General features: G+C 67.1%; 21 protein-coding genes. 10 read left to right on the plus strand and 11 right to left on the minus strand.

The window, feature by feature from the left end; all coding sequences use genetic code 11:
- Both A5736_RS07625 and A5736_RS07630 read left to right on the plus strand, forming a co-directional pair.
- Positions 1-5,361, plus strand: a 5,361-nt coding sequence (locus tag A5736_RS07625) for a type I polyketide synthase (protein ID WP_139333192.1), incomplete at its 5' end; no start/stop codon positions are given.
- Between the two features lie 19 nt (positions 5,362-5,380).
- Positions 5,381-7,948: a sugar epimerase family protein gene (locus A5736_RS07630; RefSeq protein WP_076245422.1), complete on the plus strand. Its 2,568-nt coding sequence runs from the start codon at positions 5,381-5,383 to the stop codon at positions 7,946-7,948.
- Between the two features lie 21 nt (positions 7,949-7,969).
- On the opposite strand, the gene A5736_RS07635 is transcribed toward A5736_RS07630, so the two are convergent.
- The 8 genes from A5736_RS07635 to A5736_RS07665 form a co-directional block, all read right to left on the minus strand.
- The gene (locus A5736_RS07635) at positions 7,970-8,995 is read right to left on the minus strand and encodes a fused (3R)-hydroxyacyl-ACP dehydratase subunits HadA/HadB (protein ID WP_076128023.1); all 1,026 of its coding nucleotides are present in this window, start codon (positions 8,993-8,995) and stop codon (positions 7,970-7,972) included.
- 78 nt (positions 8,996-9,073) lie between these two features.
- Entirely contained in the window at positions 9,074-9,499 is a 426-nt protein-coding gene (locus A5736_RS07640) for a hypothetical protein (protein WP_076245424.1), read from the minus strand.
- 21 nt (positions 9,500-9,520) lie between these two features.
- Positions 9,521-9,949 (minus strand): hypothetical protein, encoded by a 429-nt coding sequence (locus A5736_RS07645; protein WP_076128028.1) that lies wholly within the window; start codon positions 9,947-9,949, stop codon positions 9,521-9,523.
- A 16-nt stretch (positions 9,950-9,965) separates the two neighbouring features.
- Positions 9,966-10,670, minus strand: coding sequence for a hypothetical protein (locus tag A5736_RS07650; RefSeq protein ID WP_076245425.1), 705 nt, complete (start codon positions 10,668-10,670; stop codon positions 9,966-9,968).
- A complete protein-coding gene (locus A5736_RS27025) occupies positions 10,667-10,795 on the minus strand; it encodes a hypothetical protein (RefSeq protein ID WP_255376723.1) in 129 nt (42 codons plus the stop codon). Before A5736_RS27025 ends, A5736_RS07650 begins: the two co-directional genes overlap by 4 nt.
- Positions 10,796-10,811: 16 nt before the next feature.
- Positions 10,812-11,606 carry a CbbQ/NirQ/NorQ/GpvN family protein gene (locus tag A5736_RS07655; RefSeq protein WP_076245427.1) on the minus strand — a complete coding sequence of 265 codons (795 nt, stop codon included), beginning with the start codon at positions 11,604-11,606 and terminating at the stop codon, positions 10,812-10,814.
- Positions 11,603-13,132 (minus strand): nitric oxide reductase activation protein NorD, encoded by a 1,530-nt coding sequence (locus A5736_RS07660; protein ID WP_076245428.1) that lies wholly within the window; start codon positions 13,130-13,132, stop codon positions 11,603-11,605. The genes A5736_RS07655 and A5736_RS07660 overlap by 4 nt, the downstream gene beginning before the upstream one ends.
- Before the next feature lie 161 nt (positions 13,133-13,293).
- The gene (locus A5736_RS07665; protein ID WP_076245430.1) at positions 13,294-14,004 is read right to left on the minus strand and encodes a hypothetical protein; all 711 of its coding nucleotides are present in this window, start codon (positions 14,002-14,004) and stop codon (positions 13,294-13,296) included.
- A 273-nt stretch (positions 14,005-14,277) separates the two neighbouring features.
- Between A5736_RS07665 and A5736_RS07670 the strand changes: the two genes are divergently transcribed.
- A complete protein-coding gene (locus tag A5736_RS07670) occupies positions 14,278-15,381 on the plus strand; it encodes a dihydrodipicolinate reductase (protein ID WP_076128041.1) in 1,104 nt (367 codons plus the stop codon).
- A gap of 37 nt (positions 15,382-15,418) precedes the next feature.
- Here A5736_RS07670 and A5736_RS07675 read toward each other — a convergent pair whose 3' ends face one another.
- Positions 15,419-16,018, minus strand: coding sequence for a TetR/AcrR family transcriptional regulator (locus tag A5736_RS07675; RefSeq protein ID WP_076245431.1), 600 nt, complete (start codon positions 16,016-16,018; stop codon positions 15,419-15,421).
- A gap of 209 nt (positions 16,019-16,227) precedes the next feature.
- On the opposite strand from A5736_RS07675, the gene A5736_RS07680 reads away from it, so the two are divergent.
- From A5736_RS07680 to A5736_RS07690, 3 genes are all read left to right on the plus strand, one after another.
- Positions 16,228-17,016: an SDR family NAD(P)-dependent oxidoreductase gene (locus A5736_RS07680; protein WP_076245433.1), complete on the plus strand. Its 789-nt coding sequence runs from the start codon at positions 16,228-16,230 to the stop codon at positions 17,014-17,016.
- 61 nt (positions 17,017-17,077) lie between these two features.
- Positions 17,078-18,160, plus strand: a complete 1,083-nt coding sequence (locus A5736_RS07685) for a dihydrodipicolinate reductase (protein WP_076128048.1) — start codon at positions 17,078-17,080, stop codon at positions 18,158-18,160.
- Positions 18,161-18,176: 16 nt separating this feature from the next.
- Entirely contained in the window at positions 18,177-18,983 is an 807-nt protein-coding gene (locus tag A5736_RS07690) for a mycofactocin-coupled SDR family oxidoreductase (protein ID WP_076245449.1), read from the plus strand.
- A gap of 5 nt (positions 18,984-18,988) precedes the next feature.
- On the opposite strand, the gene A5736_RS07695 is transcribed toward A5736_RS07690, so the two are convergent.
- Positions 18,989-19,615 carry a TetR/AcrR family transcriptional regulator gene (locus A5736_RS07695; protein WP_076245434.1) on the minus strand — a complete coding sequence of 209 codons (627 nt, stop codon included), beginning with the start codon at positions 19,613-19,615 and terminating at the stop codon, positions 18,989-18,991.
- A gap of 225 nt (positions 19,616-19,840) precedes the next feature.
- Here A5736_RS07695 and A5736_RS26715 point away from each other — a divergent pair, with 225 nt between their 5' ends.
- Both A5736_RS26715 and A5736_RS26720 read left to right on the plus strand, forming a co-directional pair.
- Positions 19,841-20,923, plus strand: a complete 1,083-nt coding sequence (locus tag A5736_RS26715) for a cytochrome P450 (protein WP_254848316.1) — start codon at positions 19,841-19,843, stop codon at positions 20,921-20,923.
- Positions 20,920-21,873 (plus strand): SDR family NAD(P)-dependent oxidoreductase, encoded by a 954-nt coding sequence (locus tag A5736_RS26720; protein WP_083700580.1) that lies wholly within the window; start codon positions 20,920-20,922, stop codon positions 21,871-21,873. Before A5736_RS26715 ends, A5736_RS26720 begins: the two co-directional genes overlap by 4 nt.
- Before the next feature lie 6 nt (positions 21,874-21,879).
- Here the strand turns inward: A5736_RS26720 and A5736_RS07710 are convergent, their stop codons facing one another.
- Complete coding sequence (locus A5736_RS07710; protein WP_076128059.1) at positions 21,880-22,572, minus strand: hypothetical protein; 693 nt, start codon at positions 22,570-22,572, stop codon at positions 21,880-21,882.
- Positions 22,573-22,650: 78 nt separating this feature from the next.
- On the opposite strand from A5736_RS07710, the gene A5736_RS07715 reads away from it, so the two are divergent.
- Entirely contained in the window at positions 22,651-24,162 is a 1,512-nt protein-coding gene (locus tag A5736_RS07715; protein ID WP_076245437.1) for a carboxylesterase/lipase family protein, read from the plus strand.
- Positions 24,163-24,180: 18 nt separating this feature from the next.
- Positions 24,181-26,184, plus strand: a complete 2,004-nt coding sequence (locus A5736_RS07720; RefSeq protein ID WP_076245439.1) for a phosphotransferase — start codon at positions 24,181-24,183, stop codon at positions 26,182-26,184.
- Positions 26,185-26,191: the final 7 nt, after the last annotated feature.

The raw sequence follows: 26,191 nt of genomic DNA on the forward strand, positions 1-26,191 counted from the left end.
GCGCAGGCCTTGTTGGCGACCTATGGACAAGACCGGGCCGAACCGCTGTGGCTGGGGTCGATCAAGTCGAACATGGGCCACACGCAGGCCGCCGCCGGCGTCGCCGGTGTCATCAAGATGGTGCTGGCGATGCGCCGCGAGACGCTGCCCGCGACTCTGCATGTCGATGAGCCCAGCCCGCACGTGGACTGGTCGGCGGGCTCGGTGTCGTTGCTGACCGAGGCGCGGGCATGGCCCGCGGATCATCCCCGTCGGGCCGGGGTGTCGTCGTTCGGGATCAGCGGCACCAACGCACATGTCATCGTCGAGGCCGTCCCGGCCGAGCAGCCCGCCGAGCCGGAACCAGGTCCCCGCGTGCCGGTGGTGCCGTGGGCGGTGTCGGCGAAGTCGCCATCGGCGTTGAGATCTCAGGCCGCGCGGTTGGCGGCGCACGTGCGCGCCCACGGTGAACTCGACATCGCCGATGTGGGGTGGTCGTTGGCCGGCCGGTCGACGTTTGAGCATCGCGCCGTCGTCGTCGGCGGTGACCGCGAGGAGTTGCTGACCGGGCTGGACGAGCTGGCCAACGACGATCCGGCCGGGTCGTTCATTGGTGGTTCCGCGACACCCGGCGGCAAGACCGTCTTCGTCTTCCCCGGCCAAGGCGCCCAGACACTGGGCATGGGAATGGAATTGCACGCCGCGTACCCGGTTTTCGCCGAGGCGTTCGATGCCGTCGTGGCCGAACTCGACCGGCACCTGCTACGCCCACTGCGCGACGTCATCTGGGGGTCCGACGAAAACCTGTTGAACTCCACCGAATTCGCACAGCCCGCGCTGTTTGCGGTGGAAGTTGCCCTGTTCCGGTTGCTGGAATTCTGGGGTGTGCACCCCGATTTCGTGATGGGCCACTCGATCGGCGAGCTGTCGGCCGCGCACGTCGCCGGCGTCTTGTCGCTCGAGAACGCCGCGGTACTGGTTGCGGCCCGGGGCCGGTTCATGCAGGCCCTGCCGGCGGGCGGGGCGATGATTGCCGTGCAAGCCACCGAAGAGGAGGTGCGGCCGCTGCTGGCGCCTGAGGCCGGTATCGCCGCGGTCAACGGCCCGGCCTCGGTGGTGATCTCGGGCCCCGACGACGCCGTGACCGCGATCGCGGAGCGGCTCCGCGCCGACGGTCGTCGCGTCCATCAGCTCGCCGTCTCGCACGCCTTCCACTCGCCGTTGATGGATCCGATGATCGACGAATTCGGCACCGTCGCCGCCGGACTCGCCGTCGGCACCGCCACCATCCCGATCGTGTCGAACGTGACCGGACAGCTCGCTGGCGACGACTTCGCTTCGGCGGCGTACTGGAAGCGGCACGTGCGCGAGGCGGTGCGATTCGCCGACAGCGTGCGCTTCGTGCACTCGGCCGGCGGCACCCGTTTCCTCGAAGTCGGTCCCAGCGGCGGGCTGACGGCGTCGATCGAAGAGTCGCTACCGGATGCCGCCGTGACGACGATGTCGGCCTTGCGCAAGAACCGCCCGGAGCCGGTGTCCCTGACCAACGCCGTCGCGCAAGGGTTCGTCGCCGGGATGGCCGTGGACTGGCGCGGCGCCCTCGGGAAGGCCAAATTCGTCGAGTTGCCGACGTATGCCTTTGAGCGACGCCGCTTTTGGCTGTCCGGCGAGGGCGCTGCGGTCGATGCCGCCGGTCTGGGTCTCGCCGCCGGCGAACATGCCCTACTCGGCGCGGTGGTGGACCTGCCGGCGTCGGGCGGAGTCGTGCTCACCGGTCGGCTGTCGCCGGGCGCGCAGGGCTGGCTCAACGATCACGCCGTCGGCGGGGTCGTCCTGTTCCCGGGAGCGGGCTTTGTCGAGTTGGCGATCCGCGCCGGCGACCAGGTGGGCTGCGGGATCGTCGACGAGCTGAATCTGGCGGCGCCGTTGGTGTTGCCGGCCGACGGATCGGTCGCCGTTCAGGTCGTGGTGGGTGGCGCGAATGATTCGGGCGCACGCGAGGTGTCGGTGTTCTCGCGGACCGATACCGGATCTGCGTGGTCGTTGCACGCTGAAGGCGTTCTGCGCGCGGGATCGATACAGCCGGGCGGGGATCTCTCGGCGTGGCCGCCGGTGGGTGCGGTCGCGGTGGACGTCGGCGACGGCTACGAGCGGCTGGCCGAGCGCGGCTACGGATATGGGCCCGCGTTCCGTGGACTAACGACGATGTGGCGTCGCGGCGACGAAGTCTTCGCCGAAGTCACCCTGCCCACCGACGCCGGGGTGTCGACGGCCGGCTTCGGCGTCCACCCGGCGATGCTCGACGCCGCACTGCATGCGGTCATCCTCGCGTCCGATGGCGGCGAGCTTCCCGAGGGCTCGATGCTGGTGCCGTTCTCCTGGCAGGGGGTGTCGTTGCACGCCGCGGGGGCGGCGGCCGTGCGAGCGCGGATCGTGCCGAACGGCCAATCGGCGGTGTCGATCGAGCTCGCCGACGGGTTGGGGCTGCCGGTGCTCTCGGTGGAGTCGATGGTGGCCCGCCCGGTGACCGACCAGCAGCTGTTGGCCGCGGTGTCGAGTTCGGGGCCGGACCGGCTCTTCGAGGTCGTCTGGTCCGCCCAGCCGTCGGCGGCGGTGCAGCCGGTATCGGTGTCCGCCTGGGGGACAACGGAGTTGGAGCAACCGGACAACGTCGAGGCCGAGCGCTCGGCGGTGCTGTTCGAATCGGCACCGGTGGCCGGTGACGTCGTGACCGAGGTATACGCGGCGACGCGCGCGGTGCTGCCGGTGCTGCAATCGTGGCTGGCCCGCGACGGGGCGGAGACGTTGGTGGTGTCCACCCGCGGCGCGATGGCGCTGCCGGGGGAGGACGTCACCGATTTGGCGGGCGCGGCGGTGTGGGGGCTGGTGCGGTCGGCGCAGACCGAACATCCCGGCCGGATCGTGCTCGTCGACACCGACGAGCCCTTGGACGCCGACGCGATAGCGGCGGTTCTCGCGGTCGGCGAGCCGCAGGTGTTGCTGCGCAATCGGACGGTCTACACCGCGCGGGTGCTGGGCAGCCGCGCGGTCGGCGGCCTCTTGGTGCCACCTGATGCCGGACCGTGGCGGCTGGGCATGAGCAGTCGGGGAACTATCGAGAATCTGCGGTTGGAGCGGATCCCCGACGCCGATGCGCCGCTGGGGCCCGGGCAGGTGCGGGTCGCGTTGTCGGCCATTGCGGCCAACTTCCGCGACGTCATGATCGCCCTGGGCCTGTATCCCGATCCGGACGCGGTCATGGGCATCGAGGCCGCCGGCACAATCACAGAAACCGCCTCGCAGGACGGACGTTTCACGGTCGGCGACCGCGTCATGGGCCTGTTTCCGGACGGGACGGGAACGGTCGCGATCACCGACCAGCGACTGCTCGTCAAGGTGCCGGAGGGATGGTCATACACCGCCGCCGCGACGGCTTCGGTGGTGTTCGCCACCGCGCGCTACGCGCTGGTCGACCTGGCCGACGTCAAACCCGGCCAGCGGGTGCTGGTACACGCCGCCGCCGGTGGGGTGGGCATGGCCGCCGTCCAGCTGGCCCGTCACTTCGGCCTGGAAGTGTTCGCGACGGCCAGCCGGGGCAAGTGGGACACGTTGCGGGCCATGGGCTTTGACGACGACCACATCGGGGACTCGCGCAGCCTCGAGTTCGAGGAAAAGTTCCGGGCCGCGACCGGTGGGCGCGGCGTGGATGTGGTGCTCGACTCGCTCTCCGGTGATTTCGTGGATGCCTCGCTGCGGCTGGTCGCCCCCGGCGGGGTGTTCCTGGAGATGGGCAAGACCGATATTCGCGAACCCGAGGTCGTCGCCCGGGATCACGCCGGCGTGCGCTACCGCGCCTTCGACCTGTTCGAGGCCGGACCGGACCGCATCGCGCAGCTGCTCGACGAGTTGGCCGCACTGTTCGGCGACGACGTGCTGCGCCCGCTGCCGGTCACCAGATTTGATGTTCGACGTGCGCCTGCCGCGTTGCGGTACTTGAGCCAGGCCCGCCACGTCGGCAAGGTCGTGATGACGATGCCGGATGCCTGGACGGCGGGCACGGTCCTGATCACCGGCGCCACCGGGATGGCCGGTTCGGCGCTCGCGCGGCATGTGGTGGCCCGCCATGGGGCGCGCAACGTGGTGTTGGTCAGCCGGCGCGGTCCCGATGCACCCGGCGGCGCGGAGCTGATGTTCGAGCTGCGCGCGGCGGGCGCCCAGGTGGAGCTGGTGGCCTGTGATGCCGCGGATCGCGAGGCATTGGCGAAGGTGATCTCCGACATCCCGGTGCAGCACCCGCTGACCGGGGTGATTCACGCCGCTGGGGTGCTGGACGACGCGGTGGTGGCGTCACTGACTCCCGAGCGGCTCGATGCCGTGCTGCGGGCGAAGGTCGACGCGGCGTGGAACCTGCACGAGTTGACCCGCGATCTGGATGTGGCTGCCTTCGTGATGTTTTCGTCGATAGCCGGGCTGGCGGGCGCATCGGGTCAGGCTAACTACGCGGCCGGCAACTCGTTCCTGGATGGGCTGGCCGCTCACCGGCGGGCGCAGGGGCTGCCGGCGGTCTCGCTGGGCTGGGGACTGTGGGATCAGGCCAGCGCCATGACCGGCGGGCTGGGCGCCGCCGATCGCGCCCGATTCGGGCGGGACGGGATTGTCGCGATGTCCTCGGACGAGGCGCTCGAATTGATGGACACGGCGCTCATCGTCGACGAGCCATTCATGCTGCCCGCCCACATCGACCTCGCGGCGCTGCGGGTGAAGTTCGACGCGGGCACGCTGCCGCCGATGTTCGTCGATTTGATCAATGCGCCCACCCGTCGCCAGGTCGACGACTCGCTGGCCGCCGCCAAGTCGAAATCGGCTCTGCTGCAACGGCTCGAAGGGCTACCCGAGGACGAGCAACAGGCGATTCTGCTGGACCTGGTGCGGTCGAACATCGCGACCGTGCTGGGCAGCTCCAGCGCCGAGGCCATCCATCCCGACAGGGCTTTCCAGGAGTTGGGCTTCGACTCGCTGACCGCCGTCGAGATGCGCAACCGGCTCAAGTCCGCCACCGGCCTGGCGCTGTCGCCGACGTTGATCTTCGACTACCCGAACTCCGCCGCGCTGGCCGGTTACATGCACCGCGAACTCGTCGGCGCATCGGAGCAACAGGCGGTCGCCGCCGCGCCGGGCGAAGCCGAAATCCAGCGGGTCGTCGGGTCGATTCCGGTCAAGCGCTTGCGCCAGGCCGGAGTCCTGGAGCTGTTGCTCGCGTTGGCAAATGAGGCCGACGGCGCCCAGGGGGCCGCCCCCGCGGTGACGACGGAGAAGGACATCGCGGACATGGATCTCGACGCCCTCGTCAACGCGGCCTTGATGGACGACGACGACGAGTAGCCATGAGCAAAGACATTCCGTGAAGGTCGCGATCACGGGGGCCGGTGGTGTGCTCGGCCGCGGCCTTGCCGCCCGGCTTCTCAGCCAAGGCCACGATGTCGTCGGCATCGCGCGCCACCGCCCTGAAAGTTGGTCGAGCGCGGCCGAATTCGTCGCAGCGGACATCCGGGACGCCGAAGCGGTCAAGCACGCCATCGCCGGTGCGGACGTCGTCGCCCATTGCGCCTGGGCGCGCAACAGCGAGCAGGTCAATATCGGCGGCACGCGCAACGTCCTGCAGACGATGGCCGAGACCGGCAGCGGGCGCATCGTTTTCGCGTCGTCGGCACACGTCTACGGCGGGCCAGACACTCCGAAGGCCGAGACCGACGCGCTATCCCCGGTCCTAGAGGATGGCCGACACAAAGCCCGCGTCGAACAGCTGCTTGAGTCGTCGGGTCTGGACTGGGTCGCGATCCGTTCGGCGCCGATTCTCGGCCGCGGCGTCGACAACTGGGTGCGCCGGCTACTGGCGCTGCCGGCATTTCCCGGCGGGGCAGCCGATCGTCGCATGCAGGTGGTCCACCTCGACGACGCACTTCGACTATTCGCCTGGGCGCTGCTGAACACCGAAACCGGTAGCGGCCCTGTCAATCTCGCGGCACGCGGAGCGGTGAGCTTCCGTCAGGTCGCCGCCGCAGTGGGACGCCCGATCGTGCGGTTGGGATTTGGGCCGGCGGACCTACAGCTGGTGCGGGGCGCCCCGTTAATGGATACCTCGCGGCTGCGCGACGAGTGGGGCGTCGAGCCGACCTGGAACGCCCAGGAGTGCGTCGACGATTTCGCGCTGGCGGTTCGCGGTCGGGTCACCGTCGGCAAGCGGGTGGTGTCGATCCCGTGGCGGCTCACCAACATCGCCGACCTGCCCGCCGTCGACGCGCCGTCCGAAGACGGGGTGAAACCCAATTTAGCTGGCCCGGCGGGGGATAACGGGGAATTCGACACGCCGATCGATCCGCGTTTCCCGACCTTCTTGGCGACCAACCTATCGGAGGCGCTGCCCGGTCCGTTTTCGCCGTCGTCGGCCTCGGCGACCGTGCGCGGGCTGCGCGCCGGTGGAGTGACCATCGCCGAGCGGCTGCGTCCCGGTGGAATCGTCCAGCGGGAAATCGCGATGCGAACCGTCGCGGTCTTCGCCCACCGGCTGTATGGGGCAATCACGTCGGCGCACTTCATGGCCGAAACCGTGCCGTTCGTCAAGCCCCCGACGGTCGTCAGGAACAGCGGATACTTCGGTCCCAGCATGGCCTCCCTGCCGATCTTCGGCGAACAGCGCCCGCCCACCGAAACCAGCGGCGCCCGAAGGAGATTGCGCACCGTCCGTAACATCGGCGTGTTCGGCGTCAACCTGGTCGGCCTGAGCGCCGGTTCGCCCCGCGACACCGCGGAGTACCTGGCCGATGTCGATCGCCTGGAAAGGCTGGTCGGTGACGACGTCACCCGGCTAGACGATCGCCGCCTGCTCAGCCTGATCCTGCTGGCACGCGACGATGTCGTGCACGGCTGGGTGCTGTCTTCGGTGTCGTTCATGCTGTGCGCCGCCTTCAATGTGTTGTTGCGAGGCTTGTGCGGGCGCGACACCGCCCCGCAGGCGGGGCCGGAGTTGGTCAGCGCGCGGTCGGTGGAGGCGGTGCATCGGTTGGTGGTTGCCGCACGGCGCGACCCGAACGTGGTACGGCTGCTCGGCGAGCCGGGAGAGCGGCTCGCAAAGCTGGCCGCCGACGCGCCGGAGTTTCATGCGGCGGTGTTGTCCGAGCTTCAGCTGATCGGTCATCGCGGCCCTGCGGAGCTGGAGATGCTGTCGACCAGTTACGCCGACATCCCCGAGCTGCTGGTCCGGATGGTGGCCAGGGCGATGACCGCCCCGCCCACTCCGCCGCCACCGCCCCCACGAATTCCGTTGCGCGCCAAGCCCATAGCGGCGCTGGCCGCGCGTCAGATCCGCGACCGCGAAGTCCGCCGCGACAAAATGGTCCGCGCGAACTGGGTGCTGCGCGGTTTGCTCCGCGAGTATGGGCGCCGGTTGGCCGACGCCGAAATCTTCGACAACGCCGACGACGTGTTCTACCTCCTGGTGGACGAACTCGACGCACTGCCGCCCGATGCGGCCGGCGTGGTGGCGCGCCGCCGCGCCGAACACCGCAGACTGGCCGGCGTGGTCCCCCCGACGGTGTTCAGCGGCAGCTGGCAGCCGTCCAGCACGGCGCCGCCCGGTCTGACCAGCGGGGACACCCTGCACGGGGTCGGGGTGTGCGGGGGACGGGTACGCGGCCGCGTGCGGATCGTGCGGCCGGAGACCATCGACGATCTGCAGCCCGGCGAGATTCTCGTCGCCGAGGTCACCGATGTCGGTTACACCGCCGCCTTCTGCTACGCCGCGGCCGTGGTCACCGAACTCGGTGGGCCGATGTCACACGCCGCCGTGGTCGCGCGCGAGTTCGGCTTCCCGTGTGTGGTCGACGCCCAGGGTGCAACCAAGGCCTTACCGTCGGGTGCGCTCGTCGAAGTCGACGGCGGCACCGGCGAGATTCGTGTGCTCGAGCTCTGAGCCGGCCGCCCGGAAAAACGGTCAGCGGAAGCGGACGTTCATCGTCGCCATGCCGAAGATCTTCTGGCCACCGGATTTCGCGGCGACAATCACCACGCCCGAACGGGTGGCCGGGTCCAGCGACTTGACCCGGCCGCTGAACTCGATGTCCGCTCCCTCGGCAGCAGATACGACCGCAGGCTGGGACAGCCGCACCGCGTAGCGGGTTACCGCCCCGGGGTCGCCCGACCACGCGGACGCGAACCCAGAACCCAAACCCATGGTGAGCATTCCGTGGGCGATCACATCGGGCAGCCCGGCGAGCTTGGCGATGGACTCGTCCCAGTGGATCGGATTGGCGTCGCCGGCCACGCCGGCATAGTTCACCAGGTCGCCGCGGGACAGTCGGGCGTGATGCGCCGGCAGCTCGTCACCGACCTGGACGTCCTCGAAGGACGGCGTCCCCGGCGTCCGGGTGGTGCTTCCCTCGGCGATCCGAACCTCGCCCTCGGGGCGCACCGTCTTCTGGTAATCCTCTTCACCGATACCGAAGATGTCGACGTCGTGCATCATCATCTTTTGCACCGCCGTTTTGATTGCCGGATTGACGTCCTCGTTGGTGAGGCCGACAACGGTGGTGTGCAGGGTGTGCACCCGTTCGCCGTCCGTGTCGGTGAAGGTGTTGGTGACGGTGATGAAATCTCGGCCGGCCGTCCTGCGCACCGACGACAGCTCGACGTCGACGTGCAGTTCGTCGCCGGCCACGATCGGGCGGTGCTGTTCGAAGACTTCTTCGGTCTGCAGGTAGGTGTCGTAACCGACGACCACCGATTCGAACATCCGGCGATTGCAGGTCATGCCGGGGACCGACGTGAACGTCAGCGGCGCGACCAGGTCCGAGTAGCCCAAGTCGGCCGCTGCGGTGACATCCCAATGCGCGGGGTGGTAGTCCTGCACGGCACGGGCGTATTCGCGGAGCTTCTCGCGGCCGACCACGTAGGTGCCGTCCATCTGGTAGTAGTGGCCGACCCGCGCTTCGATCGGTGACGTTTCTGCTGCCGCAGTCATAAATTTGCTCAACTTCTTCTATCGGTGTCCCAAGCACACTAACGTGCGGATACCGCACCCGTGGACGCGCGGGCGTGATCACGGAATATTGGTCCCCAGGAACGTCAACGGCAGGCCCAAAACCGACAAGTCGATTTCGTCGAGGAAGGTGCCCTCGCCCTCGAAGCTCTGCCGGAATCGCGTTGCCGCGCCGTAGCGCGCGGCGACGTCTTCGGCGGCCGAGGCCGCGGGGACCCGGATTACCACGGTGTACACGCCGTCGCCGTGGTTTTCCAGGAACTTGTTCACCGAAGCGGCCACCGACCCCGTCGATTCCGGTATCGCGCTGATCAGCTCGATACCGCGATTCCAGTCCAGGTGAATGTCCACGCCCAGTTCGGCCAGCTGGAAATTCTCGAAGACGAATCCGAGGTCGGTGAAGAATTGTGCCGCGGTGGCATGTCGCTCGGGTGCCACGGCGAACACGACGTGATGGAGCAGAGGCGATTGATCGTCCGCCGTCATCGCATTTCCTTCAGTCGGGGATCACGGGTGCGCCGCTGCGTGCTGCCGCGCGAGTCGTTCGTCGTGAATCCGTACGAGTTCGCGGAACCCGAGCCGGTGGTACTTCGGTATCGGCTGGATGCCCCACACGTCCTGTGCGGTGGCCTTGCCCTCCGCGCCCTCGGGCGGCCCGAGCGGCGGGTACGGGTACTTGCACTCCAAGGTGTCGTTCGAGTACCGAATCTTCAAGAGTTCACTGCAGATTTCGGTCAGGCTGAGCGTGGGGTAGCCGTAGTAGACCGCCATGAACGGCAGCGTGAACGCGCCCTCGATCACCAGCGCCACCAGGCACACCAAGACGGCCCGTTTGATCCATTTGTGCATTCGCGCGTAGTACGGCGTCGTGCCCGGCTCGAGCTTCTCGGAATCTGGAGTCTTGTCCTTTTCCTTGGTTGCTGACGGTTCGGTCATCGCAGTGCTCCTAAACCTAGTCGGTAAAGATTTCGCGGTTGACGGTGTGCAGATAGGGGATGGCCAGGAAGGGGGTGATGTAGAAGATGTCGTAGAGCCACCAGCCGACGACCGGAAACACGACGCCGGCGTACCGCACGTCGGCGTACATGGTCATGTTGAACACGTAGGCCGACCAGATCACCACGCCCATCCAGCAGGTGATGATCATCCACTGATGGCCCCACCGCTTCATCTGCAAAAACCCGATCGCCGCGGCCACTCGCATGGAGAACACCGTCAGGATCAGCCCCGCCACGTAAGCCTTTTCGCCCGGCCCGGCGGCGCCGCCGACCCACAGCTCGTTGTAGTGCCAGAAGTACCCCGCGTCGAACATGTTGCCCCACCCGACCATCAGCACCCGGTTGATCAACGTGTGGTTGGCGACTAAGTCGAGCGCCCAGCCCAGGCTGTTGAGCATTCCGTCGATCAGCACCAGATAGCCGATCAGTGTCACGATCATTGGCCGAACCGACAGCCCGGCGCGCAGGGCTTGACGCTGCAGCCAGACCCCACGCATGAAGATGGGGAATCCGATCAGCCCCGGAGCCCACATGCCCATTAGGGCCGCGCCGGCGATCATCCACTTGTCGGCGCGACGCTGTGCCTGGCGGGACTCGTCGTGGTGATGCTCCAGGCTGACCGAGCCGCCTGAAAGCCGGTTGAGCAGAGGAAGATTCACAGATCCCACCACCCGCGGGCAAACGACATATAGAGCTGGATTCCGAACATCACCGCCAAGTAGCCGTAGATCATTATCTGGAAGACGATGAGCGCCCTCTTGCGTTTCCGCTCTTTCAGATCCATGCCAACCGGCTCCTTTCTAAGTTTTCGCGGCGGCCAGGCTGGCCGCCGCCACTTCACGCAGACCGTCGGTGACCGCGCCGTCGGTGCTCAGCGGCGCGAGTATGCAGGCGTCTGCCGCATCCAATTCGGTTGCGCCGGTCGCGATCAGCTGCGCGGCCGTGACCAACACCCGAGTCGACGGCGGCTCGAAGTGAAAGGCTTCGTCTGCGGTGCGGATCGCGAGGGCGCAATCGACCAGTCGCCGTGCCGTCGCGACGGGAATTCCGGATTCGGCGACAATCACCTCGGCCTCGCGGTCGGGCGGCAAATAATTCATCGCGAGCGTGACGAACCGCTGGCGGAACGACGGTTTGAGCTCCTTGAGCGAGCTGCGGTATGCGGGGTTGTACGAGCACACCAGCATGAAGCCGTCGGGCGCCTGCACCACCTCGCCGGCGCGGTCGAGGAACAGCGAGCGCCGGTGATCGGTGAGCGAATGCAGGATCGCCAACGAGTCGTGGCGGGCTTCGACGACCTCGTCGAGGTAGCAGATCGCGCCGGCCTTGACAGCCCGGGTCAACGGGCCGTCGGTCCACACCACGTCGCCGCCGGTCACCATGAAGCGCCCGACGAGATCGGAGCTGGTGAGATCGTCGTGGCAACTGATGGTGACGACGGGCCGCCCCAACAGCAGGCCCATGTGCTCGACGAACCGGGTCTTGCCGCACCCGGTCGGACCGGTGAGCATCACGGGCAGGCGCCGCTGGAAGGCCTGCTCGAACAGCTCGACCTCGTTGCCGTTCGCGGAATAGGTATCGGTGGCGGCGTTCATGCGGCGACCAGTTCACGATGGACATGGGCCAGTACCCGCGGAAGCTCCTCGATGCGCCGAATCCGTTGGGACCGGCGAGGACCGAACACCTCCGGGAGGGGATCGACTCTGGTCGGTCCCACGCCCACGTAATACATCGACACCCCGGCTTCGCTGGCCTCCTCGACCGCGTGCGCGGCGTCCGCCCAGGCATAACGGCCCTCGTAACCCTCGTCGGAGATCAGGCCGTCGCCGATCACGATCAGCAGGCGCCGTTCGGAGGGCTGCGCCAGCAACCGGCTTGTCAAATGGCGAAGTGGCGCACCGAGTCTGGTGTATCCGCGGGCGGACAGCCCCAGCCCGCTCGGCGGTACAAACCGGCGGTCGTGGAAGTCCTTCAGGCGGCGCACTTCGACTCGATGACGGGTGTTGCCCGTGAACACGAAGACGCCATGACGCTCGCGCGCCAGCGTCATCGCCCGCGAAAGCGCATCGGCACAAGCCAATTCCAGCCGGAAGATTCGCCCGCCATGCACCCCGAGCGACGAACTGCCGTCGAGCAGCAATGCCGTGGTGACGTCGCGGCCGCTGGGCAGCAGGTCGCGGAATATCCTTGGCTCCTTGGCCTCGCCGGTCGTGAGATCGGCATAGTGGCGCACGTATTCGTCGACATCGAGGTCGGAGCCGTCTTCGAGGCGGTTCGTCATCGCGCGGTGGGTGTGTTCTTCGAACCACTTGCGGACGTCGACGGTCACGGGCGCCGGCCCGCGGACGCTGCGGGTGTCCGCGGTCTCGACGACGGCGACGTGGTCGCGCATGAATCGCTGCGTCCACGCGTTCCATTCGGGGTAGGGAATGCCGGGCCGGTGTTGCGGGGTGAGGTCGAGATCGTTGTCTTGCGGACGGCTCGGCGGAGGCAGGTTGGGGTTGCGGACGCCGCCGTCGCCGCCGACGGGGACCGAATACGGCCGCGGAACCCGTTGCTGCGTTGTCGTCCAGGGCATCCTGCCGAAACTGCGTCGCAACTTGTCGGTCCATCCCCGTGGCAGCGTGTAGGCCATCGGCAAGTCGCCCAGTAGCGGATGGGTCGTCAAGGCTCCACCCGTCGCGGCCAGTGCGACCGCGCGGTTGAGCATCTCCTCGGCGTTCATGTCGCCGGCGTCGGCGCGGACTTCGGGTAGTAACCGGCGCAGCTCGGGTAGCAGGCCGGGCCAACGCGCGCCTATCCAGCCGACGGCGACGCCCGCTTCGACGAGCGCGAGCGCCCGCAGTTCGCGTGCGGACAGCTCGTTCAGCCGGTATTCGGTGATGCGTTCCTTGGACGGCGAACATTGCAGCGCCACACCGCATGTCAGGGTCCTGCACGTCCAATCGGCCATGGCGGGGTAGGGGATATGGACGAAGGTCAGCCCAGCATTCAAACCGAAGCGGCGCCGCTCACCCGTGACGAGCCGGGCGCCTTCGCGGCGGCGGTCACTCAACGCCACCGCCGTCACGGCACAACGTCTTTCGAGCGCCATCGCATGGAGGTCGGACCCTTCAGCCATCGCGGGAGCCGCTCAAAACGTGCCGATGTTGGAGAACAACCAATACCAAAACCAGATGATCAGGCCCGTGCCGCCCCAAGCGGCGACGTAGCGAAGGATTTCCCAGAGATAGCCCACGATCCGACCTCCTGATCATCGAATTCAGCTGTGGTTGCCGCGTATCAGTCGGTGAAGAGTTCACGGTTGACGGTGTGCAGATACGGGATGGCGAGGAACGGGGTGATGTAGAAGATGTCGTAGAGCCACCACCCGACGACCGGCAGCACGACACCGGCGAAGCGCACGTCGGCGAACATCGTCATGTTGAAGACATAGCCGATCCAGATGACCACCCCCATCCAGCAGGTGACGACCATCCACTGGTGGCCCCACCGCTTCATCTGCAGGAAGCCGATGGCCGCGGCGATGCGCATCGTGAAGACGGTCAGGATTAGCCCTACCTCCCAGGCTTTTTCGCCGGGGCCCGCCGCGCCGCCGATCCACAACTCGTTGTAGTGCCAGAAGTAGCCGGCATCGAACATGTTGCCCCAGCCGTTCAGCAGGACGCGGGCGAGCAGGGTGTGGTTGGCCACCAGGTCGAGCGCCCACCCGACGGCGTTGATCGCCGCGTCGATGATGACCAGGTAGCCAAGCAACGTAACGAGCATCGGACGAACCGAGAGCCCGTCCCGTTGCGCCCGACGCAACAACCGGACCCCCCAGAGGAATAGCGGAAGCCCAAAGACGCCTAGGGCCGCGCTGCCGATCAGCAGGCTGCCGGAGATGAGCCACCTGTCGGCTCGGCGCTGCGCGAGCTGCGATTGCTCCGCGTGCTCGTCGAACGTCGGCCCCGATGGGGCGGCGGCGCGCTGGTGCAGCTTCGGCAGATTCACGAACCCTCCCCGTTAATCGACGCCGATTGAGCGGTGGGTGCACTATAACAGGCTGACTTTAGTCAGCAACAGAGGTTGATGGAATCGCCAGGGGTTGGTGTGCATGCCCAAGCAGCCGCGATGCGACATTGATATCCGGAGGTCCGGCTGGGATCACCGAACCGCTTCCGCGACTATCCACTGACAGCAGTCAGAACGTTTGCCATTGACACGGCGTCGGCGAAACGCCTACGCTGCAGCGAGCGCTCAGCCTCTCAGGCCAAAGGAGCTGCAATGACGCCCGAATCGTCTGCGGAGCGGAAGTATCGCGTAATCCAGTGGGGCATAGGTAATGTCGGGACGGTCGCGCTCCGTCATTTTGCCCACAATCCCGCCTTCGAGGTGGTGGGGGTACTCTGCAACCGCGCGGAGAAGGTCGGCAAGGACGCCGGCGAGCTCGTCGGTGTCGCGCCGATCGGGGTGCTAGCCACCACCGACAAGTCGGCGATTGAAGCGATTGACGCCGATTGTGTTTTCTACGCGCCGCTGTGGTCTGATCCCGACGAGGTCTGCCGCCTGCTGCGTTCGGGCAAGAATGTCGTTGCGTCGGGCGGCGCGTGGTGGTTTCGCACCGAGCACAGTCAGGCCGATATCGACAAGATCGACGCAGCGTGCCACGAGGGCGGGACGTCATTCCACGCGGGCGGTGTCAACCCGGGGTTCGCCGGAGACCTGCTCGTCCTGACGCTGGCCCGCATCGTGAGCCGGATCGACGCCATCCACATCTACGAGGTGGTGAATTTCGGCAAGGACACCTTGAAGTACCTGCACGAGATGGGGATGGGGAACACTCCCGAAGAGTTCCGGGCCGGGCCGAATCTGCTGGGCAACGCCTGGCCGCTGTTCGCCCAGTCGATGGCCATGGTGGTCGACGGCCTCGGGATGACCGTCGACAGGTACACAACCGAGGTCGAACTGGGAACAGCCACCCGGGACATCCCGTATGAAGGGGGACCGACGAGCGACATGCCCGGCTTCAAGGGCTCGATCAGGAAGGGCACGGTCGCCTCCCAGCATCACAAGTGGACGACGTGGGTCGACGGTAAGCCGCTCATCACCTTCCACGAGATGTACACGATGGACGAATACGATGCCATTGAGCCGCAGCCGGATTGGGGCGGACACTATCATTACCGCATAGTGATCGAGGGCGACGAACCCACCGAGCTGATCCTGCAGGCGCCGGCGGATCCACGGGGTAACTACCCCAAGCCGGGCTACACCTGGACCGCAATGGGCCCGGCGAATACGGTTCCGGCCGTGTGCGAGGCCGCGCCGGGGTTCCTCACCCATAAGGAGCTCGGCCTGGTGCCGTTGCGCGGGCTGGTGCGCTCGTAGCGACGGGCGTTGCGGCGCAGGCGTTTCGCCGCACGGTTCAAGGCTGCAAGCTTCGCAGCATCCTCGCCACGTAGTCCTCCAGTAGATCGTGACCGGTGGGCCAGTGGTTGGTGGTGATCAAGAGAGAGTAGAGACCCAGCAGGAAGAACACCGCGCTGTTCATGGGATTGACTTGCGGATCCGTCTCTCCGCGCTCTTGGGCAAGCGCGATTTCCTGGGCGACCAAGACCACCAAAGGGTGGTCCCTGCCGTCTTCGGTGGGCGGACGAGTTTGCGAGAAGTGCAGCGCGAGAAAGTCATTGAACAGGTGATAGCCCAGCCGGCGTTCCAATCCGATCACCAGGCGGACGGCCTCGTTGAGGGCGGAGGCAAGATCATGCTTGGACTTCAGGAATTGAGCGAATTGCTTGGCGATGCGCTCCTCTTCGCGACGCTCCAACTCCAGCAGCACATGCTCTTTGGTGGGGAAGTGAAAGAAGAAGGTGCCGTGGGCGACTCCCGCGGCGGCCACGATGGCGCTCACGTCCGCTTCGGCCATCCCGGCGCGGGCGAACTCCGCGATCGCGGCGCCCATCAGGCGCTCCCGCGTCTGCAGGCGCTTGGCTTCTCGCGCAGACACCCGGTCCGTCACAGCCATTTCTTTCCTCACGGTTGACCCGACTCATACCAGAGCATCGCGGCTAACAGATCATTATGCCGTGTTCTTGCCAAAAAGGCTTGCACAACTTGATCACTATCGCGGAGTCGGCGCCGACACGGATGACGATCCCACAAATTCGTTGACTGTAGTCAGCAAGAGTCATAGATTGAACGGCGCACCTACGCACGATCCCGAAGGAGCCCGGCATGGCATTGGAGCAATTCCGGCTGGACGGACAGGTCGCGATCGTCACGGGTGCCGGGAAAGGTGTCGGGGCGGGCATCGCCCGGGTGCTGGCGGAGGCCGGGGCCACGGTGGTGGGGACCGCGCGCACCCAAGCGGATATCGTTGGCACGATTGAGGGTATTGAGGCCGCGGGCGGCAAGGGCCTGGCGCTCGTCGCGGACGCGATGAGTCGTCCCGACGGGGAACGCGTCGTGGACACGGCCATGGAGCGCTTGGGCCGCATCGATATTCTCGTCAACAATGTCGGCGGGTCTACCTACGCGCGTTTTCTGGACATCACCGACGAGGATTTCCGGCACACGTTTGACTGGTGTGTGACCTCCGCGTTCATCATGAGTCAGCTCGCGGCCCCGCACATGCTCAGTGCCGGGCACGGTTCCATCATCAACATCTCGTCGGGCTCGGCGCGGTTCGGCATTCGGGCGTTGACCGCGTACTGCGTCGCGAAGGGTGGTCTCGAGGCCCTGACGCGCGCCATGGCGCAGGAACTCGCGCCGAAAATTCGCGTCAATGCCATTGCCCTGGGTTCGTTCGCCACAGATGGTCTGCGGGGGAGTCTGGATTTGATGCCCGGGTCGCTGGAGAAGATGCAAGAGGCCACGCCGCTGCATCGGCTGGGCGACGTCGAGGACCTCGGACGGCTGGCGGTCTATCTCTGCACTCGCGACTGCTATGCGACCAACGCGACCTTCCATGTCGACGGCGGCATCGACTCGAACAATTCGCCGCTGCCGATACCGGACTACTGACCCGGGCCGCGATTCAACGCGTCATGATGGGTCTTCACCCACCAATGAAGATGAGGTCACCGTGCGCAGAGTCATCCAATTCTCGACCGGCAACGTCGGGCGGCATTCGTTGCGGGCGATCATCGGCCGGCCAGATTTGGAATTGGTCGGCGTGCACGCCGCCAGCGCTGACAAGATCGGCCGGGATGCAGCGCAGCTGTGCGGACTGGACCAACCGACCGGCATCGTCGCCACCGACGACGTCGACGCCCTGGTCGGCCTCGGCGCCGACTGCGTGGTCTACACATCGCAAGGTGAGACCCGGCCGATGGAGGCCATCGAACAGATGGCGAAATTCCTTGCGGCGGGGACCAACGTCGTCGGTACGTCGATGGTGTGGCTTGTCGCGCCCCACCACGCCGACGACTGGTTGCGAGTGCCCCTGGAGCGCGCCTGCGCGGAGGGCAACTCGTCGTTGTATGTCAACGGCATCGACCCCGGCTTCTCGGGCGACACACTGGTGCACTCCGCGGTCAGCCTGACCACCCGCGTCTCGTCGATCACTGTGCAGGAGATCTTCGACTACGGAAACTATGATGATGCCGAGTTCACAGGTGCCGCAATGGGTTTCGGAACCACCGCGGACGACGACTCGCCGATGATGTTCCTGCCCGGGGTGATCGTGTCGATGTGGGGTGGTCAGGTGCGCAGCTTGGCGGACAATCTCGACATCAAACTCGACGACGTGCGCCAGCGCTGCGAACCTTGGTATACGCCCGAGCGCATCGACTGCACGATGATGACGGTCGAGCCCGGCCAGATGGCCGCGGTTCGGTTCGCCACCGAGGGCGTGCGCGACGGGGAGCCGGTGATCACCCTCGAGCACGTGACACGGCTTACCTCGGCCGCGGCGCCCGACTGGGAGTTCCCCCCGGAGGGCCACACCGGTGTGCACCGCGTCGTCGTAGCGGGTGAACCGCGGGTGGAGATAAACACTCACGTTTCCCATCCCGTCCTTGATGCCACTGAAGCGGGCTGCATTTCAACGGCGGGCCGGGCGGTCAACGCGATCGACTGGGTATGCTGCGCGCCCCAAGGCCTGGTCGCAGTGGAGGACATCCCGCTATCGGCGACGATGCGCGGCGTGATGTGGAACGAGCACTAGGCGCATGGCGGAATCGATGCGGGGCCGCGTCGCCGGTAAACGCATCCTGATCACCGGGGCGGCCCGCGGCTTGGGGCGCAGCCATGCGCTGCGGCTCGCCGAGGAGGGCGCCGACCTCATCCTGATGGACATCTGCCAGTCCCTGCCGCAGATCGAGTACCCCTTGGCCGGCACGGAAGACCTCGACGAAACGGTACGGCTGGTCAACGAAATCGGCTGTCGCTGTGTGAGTTATGTTGTCGACGTCCGCGACGAAGAGCGGCTGCGCGCGGCTGTCGACGACGCGGTCGGCGAACTGGGGGGACTGGACGGCGCGGTGGCCAACGCCGGCGTGCTCACGGTCGCGTCATGGGACAGGACCACTGCCGATCAGTGGCGCACGGTGGTCGACGTGAACCTCATCGGGGTGTGGAACACCTGCGCGGCCGCGATACCGCACCTGCTCGAACAAGGGGGAGGCAGCCTGGTCAACGTCAGCTCCGCCGGCGCCGTCAAGGGCTTTCCGCTGCAGGCGCCCTACACAGCGGCGAAGTACGGCGTCGTCGGCCTGACACTCGCGTTGGCCAACGAACTTGCCGCGCAGAACGTTCGCGTCAACACCGTGCTTCCGACCGGCGTCCCCACCGGGATGGTCCCGCCGTCGTTCGGGCCCCTGCTGGGCGAGCAACGGTCCGACCTGATCCCCATCTTCGTCAACGCGATGCCCACGCCGGCTGTTGAGCCCGCCGACGTCAGCAACGCGGTGCTGTTCCTGCTATCGGACGAGGCGAGATACGTGACGGGGCTACAGTTCAAGGTCGACGCCGGGGTGACCATCAACTAGATCGCTCACAAACGCCAGCTGCTGGGCTCCGAGACGCGCCAGGGAGCGACGGCCGGCAGCGGCTTTGCCTCGGCGATCGATATCGCGTCAAGAACCAGGGCAACGTAGCGTCGCCAGCCATCGCTGCGCGGATCCATCGTCGGCAGCACGGAATACAGCATCGCGATCAGGCGCGGAAGATCGTCAGCGACCAGGTCGGCGCGCACCAGCCCGGCCCGCTGGCCCCGCCGAACAAGCTCGTGCAGGGCCTGGTTCAGCGAGTCGGAGATGTCCGCGGTCAGCGATCCGGCCCGGTGCACGGCGGTCAGCAGGTGGCGTTCGCGTGCGCCGAGTCCTATTGCCGCCCCGATCAATTCGTTCAGGCCACGCAGCGGGTCGTCCGCGCGCCGCGCCTGCTCGATCGCCGGCATCAGATCCTCGGCGATGCTCTGATCCAGGGCCGCGCGGACCAGGTCGGCCTTGGCCGGGAACCTGCGGTACAGCGTCCGCTCGCCGACACCCGCGCGCCGGGCGACCGCTTCGATGGGCGCATCCGGTCCGAGCTCGCCGTAGACGGCCCGCGCGGCGCGCAGGATGCGCTCGGCGTTGCGGGCGGCGTCCGCTCGCAGCGGCCGGTCCTCGATGGCGGTCACCAAGACAGCTTAACTGACAGTTGACTGCCAATTGCCGGAGTTCTACGCTCATGCAATTGACAGCTATCTGCCACTTAATGGGAAGCGCCGGTGACGCCAACAACTTCCGCCTCGTGCTCCGATACCGAACTCCCCGTGCTTCCGGTGCCGCGGGCGGCGCACTGCCCGCTCAAGCCGCCCGCCGAATTCGCGAGTTGGCGGGAGGAGCCGGGATTGCGCCGGGCGATGTACCACGGACATCCGGCCTGGGTGGTGAGCCGCTACGCGGACATCAGGGCGGCGCTGGTGGATCCGCGCCTGTCCGCGAAGACCATTCCGGACGCGATCATGCCGACCGACGCCGACAACAACATCCCCGTGATGTTCGCGCGGACAGACGATCCCGAGCACCAGCGGTTGCGGCGCATGATGACCAGCAACTTCACCTTCAGGCGTTGCGAAGCGATGCGCCCGCAGATCCAGGAAATAGTCGATCATTATCTCGGCGAGATGATCGGCCACGGGCCACCGGCCGACCTGGTGCGCAGCTTTGGCCTGCCGGTGCCGTCGCTGGTGATCGCGCTGCTGCTGGGGGTGCCGCCCGAAGATCTCGGGCTCTTCCAGCGGCATACCACCACCGGGTTGGACCAGAAGTCCTCCGACGCGGAGAAGGCGCAGGCGTTCGGGGCCATGTACGCCTACATCGAGGAGTTGGTGGGGCGCAAGGAGCGCGAACCAGGCGACGACCTGATCAGCCGGCTCGTCACCGAATACGTGGCCACCAATCGGCTCGATCATGCGACCGCCGCCATGAACAGCGTGATCATGATGCAGGCGGGCCACGAAACCACAGCCAACATGATTTCGCTGGGAACCGTTGCGCTGCTGCAACATCCCGATGTCTACGCCAGGCTCGGTCAAACCGACGACCGGGCCGCCGTCGCCAACATCGTCGAGGAGCTGATGCGTTACCTCACCATCGTGCACAGCCAGGTCGATCGCGTGGCGACCGAAGACCTCACGATCGGCGGGCAGCTGGTCCGCGCCGGGGAATACGTGGTGATGAACCTGCCCGCCGGAAACTGGGATGCCGCCTTCGTGGACGATCCGGAGACCTTCGATGTCGATCGAAACACCCGCGGACACTTGGGGTTCGGCTACGGCGTGCACCAGTGCATCGGCCAGAACCTCGCCCGAGTCGAGATGCAGGTCGCGTTCGCGACACTGGCGCGCCGGTTGCCGTCGCTGAAGTTGGCCGTACCGCCGGACGAGCTGAGGTTCAAGGACGCCGACATCTACGGGATGAAAGAGTTGCCGGTCACTTGGTGACCAACCCGGTGCAATTCGACGACCGGGTCGCGGTGATCACCGGCGCCGGCGGGGGATTGGGCAAGGAATATGCCCTGCTCCTCGCCTCGCGCGGCGCGCGCATCGTGGTCAACGACACGGGCGGCTCGGTGACGGGCGACGGTTCGGATGGCGGCGCGGCCGACGCGGTCGCGGAGGAGGTCCGCCAAGCCGGGGGCGAGGCCGTCCCCGATACCCACAGCGTGACGACTCCTGAGGGCGGAAAGGCGATCGTGGACACCGCCATTCGCGCTTGGGGCCGGGTGGACATCGTGATCAACAACGCCGGGATCGTGCGCGACGCGCCGTTCGAGGACATGACCGCCGACCTGCTCGAGCCCCTGCTGGACGTGCACTTGAAGGGCGCGTTCCACGTGACTCGGCCGGCCTGGAAAGTCATGCGTGAGCAACGCTACGGCAGGGTGGTCAACACCTGCTCGGCCGCCGGAATCCTTGGGGCCGAACGCATGAGCAACTACGGCGCGGCCAAGACGGGTTTGATCGGCCTCACCCGCGTCCTGGCGGCCGAGGGGGCCGATCACGACATCAAGGTGAACGCTGTCGCCCCGATCGCCTACACCCGAATGCTGGCGCACTCCGTCGACGGCGCGGGTCTGCAGGGGGACGCATCAGCGCAAGCGGTACTGGACGACCTTGTGGGCCAGTACCTTCGGAAGCTCGACCCGGCGCTGGTGGCTCCCGTGGTGGCCTTCCTGGCACACCACGATTGCCCCGTTTCCGGGGAGATCTACACCGTCGGCGCCGGACACGTCGCGCGCTTCTTCATCGGGAGGACAACGGGTTTCTACAGGCCCGCGTTGTCCATCGAGGATGTGCGCGATCATCTCGGCGAGATCCGGGACGAAACCGGTTACACCGTGCCCGGCGGTCCCGCCGACGAAATGAGCCAGCTCTTCGCGACGATCACCTAGCGCGGCTCAGCAGCTGAACGCAACGCCGACGCCGTCGGGCGCCGGCACCGACCGCAGGCAACCGAATGGCTGGACGCCGGCGGCGGCGAACCGTACCGCCGACTGGTGGGCGTAGTTCACGCAGAACAGTCCGGTTTCGTCCGCGCGACAGCGATTGTCGTCGTACGACAGCGAGTCCCCGTTCGCCAACTCGGGTCCATTGCCGTTGACGAATGGACCCGGGTCGGCACGGGCCGACCCGATCTGCAGTTTCGTGCCGTCGAAGTCGACCCAGCCGCCCTTCCATTCGCCGTAGGCGGTCTCGGGCCGGGGCGGGGGATTGGCGAGGTCGACCAGACAGGCCAGCGCGTTGCCGGTGTGCTTGGAGTCCGTCATGCACACGACTTTGCCGGTCGCGGCGGTGAAGGCGATGTCATTGCCCAACGGCGTGGCGACCCCGTCGCGCGTCACGGTGTGATAGCGACCGGGATCGGCGGGATGACCGGCCTCGATCCACGCGATGACGTCCGGCATCGCCGCCCCGGCGGCGGGCGCCGTCGACGGCGCGGGAGGTTTGCTCGACGAGGGCCCGGCGGCTGTCGGCGAGAAGCCCGATACCGCTGTGGTGTTGGGGGGCTGCGTCTGCCCCGAGTGGCTGCTGCCGGCGTGGGAGCATCCAGCGATCAGCAGCGACAGGGCGATCAGCGCGGTGATCCGCATTCCGTCAGGCTAGCCGCCACGCACCGGATTTAGGTGCTCCGCCCGCCCTACGTACGTAGTGTCGGCTACCGTCGGGTTATGCATCAGCGCAGCATCCGCGCACGCACCTCCGCCGGCATCGTTGAAGGCTTCACCCGCGACGGCGTGCACCGCTGGCGATCCATCCCGTACGCTCGCCCCCCGGTGGGCAGGCTGCGCTTTCGGGCGCCGCAGCCGGCCCAGCCCTGGTCGGGTGTGCGGCATTGTCATGGCTTCGCCAACTGCGCGCCCCAACAGCGTCGCTACACGATGCTGGGGGTTGGCAAATACCAGCCGATGAGCGAGGACTGCCTCACCCTCAATGTCGTCGCACCCGAATCCGGCCCCGAATCCGCCGAACGGCTGCCGGTGATGGTCTTCTTTCATGGCGGCGGGTACATCATGGGCAGCTCCGCGACCCCGCTGTACGACGGTGCCGCGCTGGCTCGACGCGGTTGCGTCTACGTTTCGGTCAACTATCGGCTGGGCGCGCTGGGCTGTCTGGATCTGTCGTCGCTGTCGACACCGGACGTCACCATCGACAGCAACTTGTATCTGCGCGATCTGGTGCTGGCCCTGCAGTGGGTCCACGACAACATCGCGGAGTTCGGCGGCGACCCGGACAATGTCACCATCTTCGGTGAAAGCGCGGGCGCCTGCATCACCGCCACGCTGTTGGCGGTGCCCGCCGCCGAAGGCCTGTTCGCCCGGGCGATCTCGGAGAGCCCGGCGTCGGGCCTGGTGCGGTCGAAGGAGATTGCCGACGAGTTCGCCATCCGGTTCGCCAACCTCCTCGGGACCCGTACCCAAGACGCCGCCAACGCGCTGATGCAGGCCTCCGCGGCCCAACTGGTCGACACGCAGGAACGGCTGATCGACCAGGGTATGCAAAAACGGCTGGGAGCCTTTCCGATTGGGCCGGTCATCGGCGACGACTGCCTGCCCATCGATCCCGTCGAGGCGATGCGCACCGGCCGGGCCCACCGAGTCCCGCTCATCGTCGGCACCAACGCCGAAGAGGGCCGGTTGTTCACCCGCTTCCTGCGGATGCTGCCGACGAACGAAACGATGATCGAAGAGCTGCTGGCCGACACCGAACCGGCTGCCCGCGAACGCATTACCGCCGCCTACCCGGACTACCCGTCGCCCTCGGCGTGCGTGCAGCTCGGCGGCGACTTCGCGTTCAGCTCGGCGGCCTGGCAGATCGCCGAGGCCCACGGCGGCCACGCGCCCACTTATCTGTATCGGTACGACTACGCCCCGCGGACATTGCGGTGGTCGGGCTTGGGAGCCACCCACGCCACCGAATTGCTGGCCGTCTTCGACTTCTATCGCACCAGGTTCGGTGCGCTATTGACCGCCGCGGCCGATCAGCGCGCCGCGCTGCGAGTGAGCAACCAGGTGCAGCGGCGTTGGCACAGCTTCAGCCGCACCGGGGTGCCAGGCGACGACTGGCCCGCCTACACCTCCGAGGACCGTGCCGTCATGGTCTTCGACCGCAAGAGCCGCATCGAGTTCGACCCGCACCCGCAGCGCCGGATGGCATGGGACGGCTTCTCTTTGGCGCAGTGAACTGGCACGCTGACCCCCATGCACGCCGACACCGAACGAGTCATCGAACGCCCCGCTGACCTCAGCGCCTCCTGGCTGACCGCTGCAATCGGCGCCGGGAGTGTCGCCGGTTTCGCCGTCGAGCGCATCGGTACCGGCCAGATGAGCGAGTGCTACCGCGTCCGGCTCGACTACGCCGACGCCGACTCGCCGGGACCGGACTCGGTCGTGCTGAAGGTCGCGGCAACCGATCCGGTGAGCCGGCAGACCGGCCTGGCGCTGGGCCTCTACGAGCGCGAAGTCCGGTTCTACGGCGACATAGCGCCGCGGCTCGGCGGGCCGATCGCGCCGTGCTACCACGCCGCGATCGACACCGCGACCGGAGCGTTTGACCTGCTTCTCGGCGATGCCGGGCCGGCGGTCGTCGGCGACGAAATCGCCGGCGCCACAACCGAACAGGCTACCCTGGCCGTCGCCGAACTGGGGCGGATGCACGGCCCACTGCTCGGCGACACGTCACTGGCCGAAGCGCCCTGGCTCAACCGGGACGCGCCGCTCAACCAGGCGATGATCGCCCAGCTCTACGCCGGATTCATCGAGCGCTACGGCGACCGGATCGCCGCGGAGCACCGCGCGGTGTGCGAACACCTGATCGCCGCCTTCGACGGGTACCTGGCCCAGGAATCCGAACCGAACCGAATTCAGGGCCTGGTGCACGGTGACTATCGGCTGGACAACATGCTGTTCGGTACCGCCGACGCCGACCGCCCGCTGACTGTCGTGGATTGGCAGACCGTGTCCTGGGGTCCGGCACTGACCGACCTGGCGTACTTCCTCGGTTGTGCGCTGTCGACCGGCGATCGCCGCGACGGGTACGACGCGTTGCTGCGCGCCTACCACGATGCGCTGGGACCGGCGGCGCCCCTCACCGTCGACGACGTCGCCGAAGGTGTGCGCCGGCAAAGCTTTTTCGGCGTCATGATGGCCATCGTCTCGTCCATGCTGGTGGAACGCACCGAACGTGGCGACCGGATGTTCATGACGATGCTGGAACGGCACTGTGACCATGTGCTCGACACCGACGCGTTGGCGACGCTGCCCAAAGCCGCGGTGCCGGAGCCGCTGCGCCCCTCGGCGGAGGACGAGCTCGCACACGCGCCGACCGACGAGCCGCTGTGGAGCGAGAGCTGGTATGCCGACTTCGCCGATGCGGCACAGGGATTGGGCGGTTGGTTTCGCATCGGCCTGGTGGCCAACCAGCGGACGGCATGGGTTCATGCACTGCTGTGCGGGCCCGAGATGCCGACGGTCGCCGTGGACACGCAAGTCCCGCTGCCGGCGGACCCGTGGCTGCTGAACACCGACGCCTTCGAGGTCCGCCACTGCGCGGCCGCGCCCTTGCAGACCTACAGCGTCGACGTCCGGGCCCGGGCCGAGGCCTACGACGACCCGGCGGCCTTGTTGCGCGGCGAGCTCGGAACTCCCGTCGACATGACGATGCATTTGGTGTGGGCCACCGACGGCACCCCGTACACCTACCGGCTCACGACGCGGTACGAGATCCCGTGCACCGTCTCGGGCACCGTCACGGTCAACGACATCAGCTACCGCGTCGACTCCGTCCCGGGGCAGCGCGACCACTCGTGGGGCGTGCGCGACTGGTGGAGCATGGATTGGATATGGAGCGCGCTGCATCTCGACGACGGCACGCACCTGCACGGCGTGAACATCCGGATTCCCGGCGCACCCGCTTTCAGCATCGGCTACGTTCAGGGCGCGGACGGCAAGGTGAGCGAGCTGCAGACCGTCGGCTCTCGGGAACCGTTCGGCGCCAACGGGTTACCGCTGAACGCCACGCTGACCCTCGATCCGGGCGGCATCACCGCGGACATCGACGTGCGCGGCCACGCGCCGGTACGCCTGGTCGCCGCCGACGGGCGGGTGAGCCACTTCCCGCGCGCCTGGGCCGCCGTCAGCACACCGGACGGCCGCACCGGCGTTGGTTGGGTGGAATGGAACCGCAACCTCGGCGATCCGACATAACCCCGGC

Source organism: Mycobacterium sp. SP-6446, from assembly GCF_001954045.1.
Lineage (GTDB): Bacteria > Actinomycetota > Actinomycetes > Mycobacteriales > Mycobacteriaceae > Mycobacterium.